General features: G+C 60.0%; 7 protein-coding genes and 2 tRNA genes. 7 read left to right on the top strand and 2 right to left on the bottom strand.

The annotated features are described in order from the left end of the window. The coding region (locus IE191_RS14245; RefSeq protein WP_229815392.1) for an AAA family ATPase at positions 1-622 on the top strand (622 nt) is incomplete at its 5' end. Next, on the top strand, positions 619-1,254 hold the full coding sequence (locus IE191_RS14240; RefSeq protein WP_191325042.1) for an HNH endonuclease: 636 nt from the start codon (positions 619-621) through the stop codon (positions 1,252-1,254). The genes IE191_RS14245 and IE191_RS14240, both read left to right, overlap by 4 nt. Before the next feature lie 291 nt (positions 1,255-1,545). On the opposite strand, the gene IE191_RS14235 is transcribed toward IE191_RS14240, so the two are convergent. Both IE191_RS14235 and IE191_RS14230 read right to left on the bottom strand, forming a co-directional pair. Beyond that, positions 1,546-2,742: a tyrosine-type recombinase/integrase gene (locus IE191_RS14235; RefSeq protein ID WP_191325041.1), complete on the bottom strand. Its 1,197-nt coding sequence runs from the start codon at positions 2,740-2,742 to the stop codon at positions 1,546-1,548. A 164-nt stretch (positions 2,743-2,906) separates the two neighbouring features. Continuing rightward, positions 2,907-2,982: transfer RNA gene (locus IE191_RS14230), tRNA-Thr, on the bottom strand. 181 nt (positions 2,983-3,163) lie between these two features. Between IE191_RS14230 and IE191_RS14225 the strand changes: the two genes are divergently transcribed. The 5 genes from IE191_RS14225 (at position 3,164) to IE191_RS14205 (ending at position 7,674) form a co-directional block, all read left to right on the top strand. Next, positions 3,164-3,412 carry an HP1242/YdcH family protein gene (locus tag IE191_RS14225; RefSeq protein ID WP_191325040.1) on the top strand — a complete coding sequence of 83 codons (249 nt, stop codon included), beginning with the start codon at positions 3,164-3,166 and terminating at the stop codon, positions 3,410-3,412. A 130-nt stretch (positions 3,413-3,542) separates the two neighbouring features. Then, positions 3,543-3,619, top strand: a tRNA-Met gene (locus IE191_RS14220). 373 nt (positions 3,620-3,992) lie between these two features. Further along, complete coding sequence (locus tag IE191_RS14215) at positions 3,993-4,178, top strand: hypothetical protein (RefSeq protein ID WP_191325039.1); 186 nt, start codon at positions 3,993-3,995, stop codon at positions 4,176-4,178. Positions 4,179-4,374: 196 nt separating this feature from the next. Then, on the top strand, positions 4,375-5,544 hold the full coding sequence (locus IE191_RS14210; protein WP_191325038.1) for a winged helix-turn-helix domain-containing protein: 1,170 nt from the start codon (positions 4,375-4,377) through the stop codon (positions 5,542-5,544). A gap of 141 nt (positions 5,545-5,685) precedes the next feature. Further along, complete coding sequence (locus tag IE191_RS14205; RefSeq protein ID WP_229815390.1) at positions 5,686-7,674, top strand: hypothetical protein; 1,989 nt, start codon at positions 5,686-5,688, stop codon at positions 7,672-7,674. Positions 7,675-7,793: the final 119 nt, after the last annotated feature.

Genomic DNA, 7,793 nt, shown 5'->3' with positions numbered 1-7,793 from the left:
ATGGGTCAAATCTCAGTGGAAATTACGGCCCCTCCCGGGTCACTTCTCAGTGGCAATCAACAAGATGGCAGCACTTATATATACCCGATCGCTAATGCCTGACGTGACCGATGGACATTTTGTGGTCACGATGGACGAGCCTGAAAATCACCTTCATCCCGCCATGCAGCGCACTATTCTTGGTGCACTCGTCGAAACTTTTCCAAAAGTCCAGTTTGTCGTGGCAACGCATAGCCCCTTTATAGTTTCCAGTCGCCGCGATGCACGAGTATATGCCTTGAGGTATCAAGAGCTCGAGGTTAGTGATGAGGTTTGGGCCCAAGGGGCGTCAAAGCCCGAGAATTTACCCACGACACTCAACCATCGTGCGAGCAAGGTCGAGTGCATCTATCTCGAAGGAAGCGACCTATCGGCTCCATCCAGCGAAATCCTTCGCGAGGTCCTCGGCGTTCCAGTAACTTTCCCGAAATGGGTCGAAGCTCGCCTTGAAACGATTGTCGCAAAATATCGGCAAAGTGCCTTCACGAAAGAGACGATCAATAATCTCAAGCGTGATGTCGAGGAGGCCGGCTTGGCCGACCTTTTTCCCGATGCGCTTATTGAGCTGGGGCGAAGCAATTGATCCGTCTGTCCAAGGGCGATGAGCCGGCCGTATTATCTAACAACGCCGCTGTATGGACGGCGGAACTGCTCGACGCGCTGGAACATCGACCGGCGGACGTGCCCGGTATAAAAGGGCGCTATAATCACCCGACTGTAAAGGCAGCACTTAAAGCTGAAACAAGCGAGAAATGCGCATATTGCGAGAGCAAGATGCTTCACGTCACTTTCGGCGATATAGAGCACATCGTTCCCAAATCGGCTGATCCAAAGCTCACATTTGATTGGGAAAACCTCACGCTTGCATGTGACGTGTGTAACACAAAAAAAGGGAACCGCGAGGGGATACTAGATCCCTACGCAATTGATCCAGAGGAGAAATTTACCTTCTACGGCCCTATGTTGCTTCATAACCCCGGCTGTAACGTCGCAGAATACACAAATATTGCACTCGCGCTTAATCGGATCGAGTTGCTTGAAAAGCGGCGGGAGGCAATCGATAATATCAGCAATCTGATAATTCGCATTGAACAGAATCAAAATAAAGACGAACGCGATCTTATTCTCGAAGAGACATTGAATGCCATCACTGCGCCGTCGCGGGAGTTTTCCGCTTGTGCTCGCGCCTTCGTAGCAGCTCGTAAAGCGGTATAGATGGGGTGATATAGGTTATTGCTTTAAATTACAGAGTTCGTCGTTCTTTGGATGATATATTGTTTTGCATCGATCGCGACGCGGCGGCGATTGGCACGATACATGCCGATTTGAAAACTAACAGATTAAACGGACCACGGATGCTGGCGGCCTTGCTGACCGATTGCTCCCACATGTTGATATGGCAGGTTCTGATGTGAGCCGACATTCCCGCCGCCTTATTGGAACGTCGTATTCTGGTCGATTCCTCCCGGTAAGCCGGGCAGTCTTTGATCAACTGCCCGGCCGCGCTCACTCTACAGACCGCTTCAGACCATCCAGGTAATCGCTCCACCACTGCGCCATCTTTACGCGTTCGTCCCAGTGTTGCCCTCTGGCGTAAGTGCCGCGTACGGCGTTGGAATGCCCGTGAGCCAAGGCTCGCTCAATCGCGTCGAAATGCCACAATCCACTTTCGTTCAGCAGCGTGCTGGCCGTTGCTCGCCAACCGTGGGCCGTGACGGTATCCTGATCGAAGCCCATGCGACGAAACGCCAGGTTGATCGCGTTTTCGCAGATCGGCACGGTAAATTTGCGCTGGCCGGGAAACATGTAGGGCAATTGTCCGGTTCGCTCGTGCAGGCTACGCAGCAATTCCAGTGACTGACGCGAGAGCGGGACAGAGTGGGGCCGACGCAATTTAGTGCGCTCGGCCGGTACACGCCAAACGGCGCCACCCCAGTCAATCTCATCCCATTTTCCGAAGCGCAATTCCCCCGGACGCAGGAAGACGTGCGGCAGAATCTGCATCGCCAATTTGACAACCTTGGTGCCGGTAAACTCATCGATGGCACGCAGCAGCACGCCGAGTTTGCCCGGCTCAAGGATGGCAGCGCGGTGCTTGACGAGCGGCGCGGCCAGGGCGTCATCGAGGAGCGCTGCCGGATCGTTTTTGCATAGCCCAAGAACGGCGCCATGGCGGAACACGCGACTGGCGAAGGCGCGGGTTCGGCGGGCGGTCTCACGCTTGCCTTCGCTCTCTACCTTGCGCAGGACGTTCAGCAAGTCCGGTGGCGTGATGTCGGCGATCGGTAGGTGCCCGACCGTGTGCGCTAGGTGTGATAGGAACCAGTGCGCCTTGGTGATGGTTGCGGGCGCCTTGCCGCTGCGCTCCAGACGTACGCTGATGAAATCCTCGGCCACGGCACGGAACGTGTTGCTGGCGTGCAGGCGGGCCTCGATCTTCTTTTTGCGGCGCTCGACGGCCGGATCGCCGCCATCGCGAATCAAATCGCGCGCCTTGTCGCGCAGAGCGCGAGCCTCTTTCAGGCCGACGTCCGGCCATTGGCCGAGCGACAGGCGCTTCTCGACGCCGTGAAGGCGGTATTTGAAGTACCAGATTTTCGCGCCGGAGGGGCGGACCTCAAGATAGAGGCCTTTTTCGTCGGGCTTGCGGTAGGGGGAGTTTGAAGCCGAAAACCCATTTATTTGCAGAGCTTTAAGCGACATTTGGGGGCAACGCCTTTTGCTAGGCTCCCGTTTCCCCCAGAAATGCCCCCACTTGGCGTGAAAAGTGGTGAGAAATCCTGGGACAAAGCGAGAACATCCGGAAGATAAAATCGACCGAAAATCTAGCCAAATCAATGCGTTGAGACGTTTTGGGAAGAAGCCCCTGGTGCCGCTTACAGGACTCGAACCTGTGACCCCATCATTACGAATGATGTGCTCTACCAACTGAGCTAAAGCGGCCCTGCCGTGTGGGCTGGCGGGCAGTTAGCTTTGCGCGGCGGCGATTGCAATGGGTTTTGCGTGGGGGATCGGGTTTTTCGTGGATATCTTGGTTTCGGGCCGCAGCGATAGGATTGATGGAGCGCAATGCCTGGCTCTCCAGGACGGCGATGATGGGGGGCAGAACGGACAGGAGAGCTCCATGACCCATCTTTCCAGCGATCTCACCGATGCATTCCCGGACGATGCCGCGCTGCTGCACACGCTCAAGGTCGATAGCGCGCATGTGCGCAAGCTGGTCGAACAGTATGATGCGCTCAATCATGCAGTCAATCGCATCGAAACGGACGTGGAGCCGGGTTCGCACGAGCATCTCGAAGTGCTCAAGAAGCAGCGGCTGGGCGTGCTCGATGCCCTGGCCGCGCAATTGGCACTGGCGCGAATGGGGTGAACATCTCCTGCGGGCCGCAGCGCAAGCCTGTGGAGAACATGGGGCAAGCGGCAAAAAGCAGGTTGACGGACCAGCCTGCGCCGCCTAGTGGGCCGCCCTACCGCGCGTCGCCAGACGCGGCGCGGCCTGGGGCGGAGTAGCTCAGTCGGTTAGAGCAGCGGAATCATAATCCGCGTGTCGGGGGTTCGAGTCCCTCCTCCGCTACCATTCAAGCCATTTATCTCTTTGTTTTCAGAGAATAAAATGACTTCTCCGGAAAATCGAAACCACATTTGATCCCACATTTTATTTGGGCTTGAGTGGGCTGTTATGCCCCTCTCTGGGATAGCTTTGCGAGCTGTTCCGGCGTTCTCAATCAGCGCCGATATCGGGTCCCGGTGCGAATCCGGACGGTGCATCGAACTGGCTGCCGCGAGGTTGCGGCAGACTTCCGACAAGCGTCCATGGTGTCGCGGTTGTCTTGCTGGATGTCAGTGGCCCGTGACAGTGCATTCCATGCCTCGGGGCACGACCTGCCCGTCTGCGCTTATTGCGCCATCGGGCCGCTCTCCATCAAGTAGTGGAAAGGGTTACGGTGCTGATGCTGACGGCGACCTTACATGTGTTGCTGACCATGCCCGGCTATCCCATGGCGCTCGCCGTTGATGGCGCGCCGGCACTGATCGGCGCCGGCTTGCTGGCGACACCTGCGGGCCGCCTGGTACGGATATATCGTCAGCGCCGCAGTGCCGTTCAGGGAGCGCCTATCGGGGCTAAAGCAGACTGATGCGCATCGCTGTGAGCTATGCTGGGGTGCCGATATAGAGAAGCTGGACCGGCATCCCGAGGACCTTGAAATTCAGCGATCCGTCCGATCGGCTGCGGGTTCCGCTTGATCCGGGCGGTTGCAAGCCCGCCGCCGCTGTTACCGCAGGCGAATTCCCCGTTGACCGCGCCGCCACCGACCGACCAGTCTCTCTAAGATGGTTATGGAACTCTCCCTCCGCGACGCCAGGCGGGTTGCCCTCGCCGCGCAGGGGTTCGCGGCGAACCGTGTCGCCCAACCGGCGGAAGGGCGATTGGTTCGCCTGCTGGACAGGCTCTCCCTCTTCCAGATCGATAGCGTGAACGTGCTGACGCGGGCGCACTATCTCCCGGCCTTCTCGCGTCTCGGCAGCTACAGCCGTGCGGAATTGGAAGAGGCGGCGTGGGGGCCGCGGCGCCAACGTCGCATGTTCGAGTATTGGGCGCACGAGGCTTCGCTCCTGCCGCTGAGTCTCCATCCACTGTTCCGCTGGCGCATGGAGCGGGCCGAACGCGGAGAAATCGGCTACCAGGCCCTGCGGCGCTTCGCGACAGAGCAGCGGCCGCAGGCGCAGCTTGTGCTCGACAGGATAAGATCGGAAGGCGCGCTGACGGCTGCAGACTTCGAGAATGGCGCGAGCAAGAGCGGGTGGTGGGAATGGAGCCACACCAAGCACGCACTCGAATGGCTGTTCTGGTCCGGGCAGATCACCACGGCAACGCGGCGCGGAAGTTTCGCGCGCGTCTATGACCTTCCCGAGCGAGTCCTCCCGAAACGGATTCTCGATCTTCCAACGCCCGATCCCGCGTCTGCGCAGCAGGCGCTTATAGCGCGCAGCGCGCTGGCTTTAGGGGTGGCAACCGCTGCAGATCTGCGCGACTATTTCCGGCTCAAACCCGAAGAGGCGGACCATGCCATCGCTGCGCAAGTCGATGCCGGGGTCCTGGTTCCGGTTCGCGTGCAGGGCTGGAGCCAGAAAGCATGGATGCATCGCGATGCGCCCGTGCCCAGACCGGTTGCGGGCTCCGCGCTGCTGGCCCCGTTCGATCCACTCATCTGGGAACGTGGTCGCGCCGAACGGTTGTTCGGGTTTCGATACCGGATCGAAATCTACGTCCCCCAGGAGAAACGGATCCACGGCTACTATGTGCTGCCGTTTCTCATGGACGAGGCGCTGGTCGCGCGGGTCGACCTGAAAGCAGACCGGGCGGAGGGCGTACTTCGGGTCCCTCGCGTAACCCTTGAGCCGGGCGCACCGCCTGCGACGATGGAGCGGCTGACGGCCGAACTCGGTCGGATGGCGCAATGGCTCGACCTTGCAGAGGTACGCTTTTCCGAAAGCGCCTGATCACCCGGCGTGAAGTTCGGACATGCGCCGACGGCGAGCCACTGGCTCGTCATGAGTGTGTTGCAGGCTACGTCGTCCTGAGGAATTGGCGCTTCGCTCCAGCCTGGCTGCATTAGGGGCAAAGCTCGAATATCTATGGCCTTGAAGCAAGTTGTTACCGCGTCCGCATCGTTTGAAAACCCGCCGCAATCTGAAAGTGCCGTTGGCAAGCGGGGAGCAAAGGCCAAGCCCATTGTCGAGTTTCCCGAGGCGCAGCAAACGGCATGGGACGACGTACATGCCTTCCACGAGGCCCTGCTTCTTCACGCAGCGCGCCACGGCGACTCGATCTGCTATTTGCACCGCTGCCTTGTGCACCAGGGTGACCGGGTCGAGCGTTCGACGCTGCTGCAGTGGGCGGCAGGCAAGAAGACGCCGACCACGGTGAAGAGCCTCGGTATCCTGTCCAGGATCGAGCGGCGCTACGGCCTGCCGAGCGGCTATTTCAAAGCCAAGCTCCCCACGAACAGCCGCGCGCCAAGCGGGCACCGAAAGCTGCGGGGATTGACACCTTCCGAGCAGCGCAGGTTCGCCTGGCATCTGCCCGACGATTTTGACCAGCGCCCGGCAAGGGAACGGAATGAGATCCTCGAGTGGGTCCGCACCGTCGTGGTTTCGGGGGCGACCGATTATCGGCGCTACCAGGCCGAGGCTTCGAAGCACCGCTACGCCATCCGGTTTCCGGGCATCACCGGCCGGAAACCGGGTGTTCACCGGTTGCCGGAGCCAGAGGATGGCGGGTTTCGCGATGAGGTCGAATGCGAGCTGGCAAGCGCGGGCGCCGACGCACCAAGCGCGCTTGCCGGGGAAATGGCCCAGCTCATTCGGTTCAAGACCGCAACGCTGACGGATGTCGGCTTTCAGCGGAGCGGGGTCTGGAATGGCAGCACCGCATTCCAGAAGGTCGAACATCTCGGGCTCTTGTTCGGCGCGCTCGCGGCAGGGAAGGGCGCCCCGGTGCGAGGCCGGTGCGTGCCTTCGACAAGTCTTGCGATGGGGCTGCTCGTTTTCCCCGCGATCTGGGATTGGTACATCCAGTGGCGCGAGGCAAAGCGCGGATTCTTCACCGTGTGGGAAGTGAACATGCTTCAGTTCGCCCTGTCGCTGACGCGGGTTGAGACGGGTTGGTTGCGCCAGTCTCCGGTGCTCGCAGAGCGCCTGCAGCCCATCGACGGGCTGGTTTCTCAGGCGGATATCGAAGAAGCCCGGGCGGATTGGCAGGGGGCGTGCGACCGCTTCTACAAGCACGGCCTCGCACGGTCCAAGGAGGTCCATCGCGTGGCCCGGGTCCATCGTGACCCGTTCGAGCCCATCATGCCGATCCTGGAGGCTGACAGCCCGGTTGGCGAATATCGCCGCATCACCGAGGAAATCATCCGCCTGATGCCCGATCCCAAGCGCTACCCACGCCCGGCCGCGGAGGCGGTGCGCTCATTCCTGATGCTGAGGTTCGGGCTTCATCTCGGGCTTCGCCAGAAGAATCTGCGGGAGTTGCTGGTTTGTCCGCCGGGCCGAACGCCCACGACTGACAGAGCTCTCGAATTCGCCAAGCGCGGCGAACTTCGCTGGAGCGAGCGCGACGGCGGCTGGGAAGTGCTCGTGCCGGCGTCGGCCTTCAAGAACGCCAACTCCTCGTTCTTCGGCAACCGGCCCTTTCGGCTCATCCTTCCTGATCTGGGCGGCCTCTATGGGCACATCGATGCCTATATCGGCCGACACCGCGCAGTTCTCCTCAACGGCGCGGGAGACCCGGGGACCTTCTTCGTCAAGACGATGAAGATCACGAGCCGGAATGCGTCCTATGACATCAACACCTTCTACGAGGCCTGGCGGCTGACCATCCAGCGATATGGCATTCGCAATCCCTATACCGGGCGAGGGGCGATCGAGGGGCTGCTGCCACACGGGCCGCACAATGTCCGCGATGTGCTCGCCACGCATATTCTCAAGCAGACCGGCTCTTACGAACAGGCGAGTTACGCTATCCAGGACACGCCGGAAACTGTCGCGCAGCACTATGGCCGCTTCTTTCCCCAGGATAAGGCGGCATTGGCGGCTCAGATTCTGAACCGCGTCTGGGAGGCCGCCTGATTGCGGGCTCTTCGTTCCATGACAGACGAAGCCCAACAATGGTGCTGGAAAATTGCTTCTTATTTAGGGTTATGGCATTATTCCTTCCTTGGGTCGCCTATTGGGGGCGGTATGGGAAG

Origin of the sequence: Novosphingobium pokkalii (genome assembly GCF_014652855.1) — a bacterium.
GTDB classification, from domain to species: domain Bacteria; phylum Pseudomonadota; class Alphaproteobacteria; order Sphingomonadales; family Sphingomonadaceae; genus Novosphingobium; species Novosphingobium pokkalii.
Note: the sequence above shows the minus strand (reverse complement) of the source record. Positions and strands in the feature narration are given on the sequence as shown.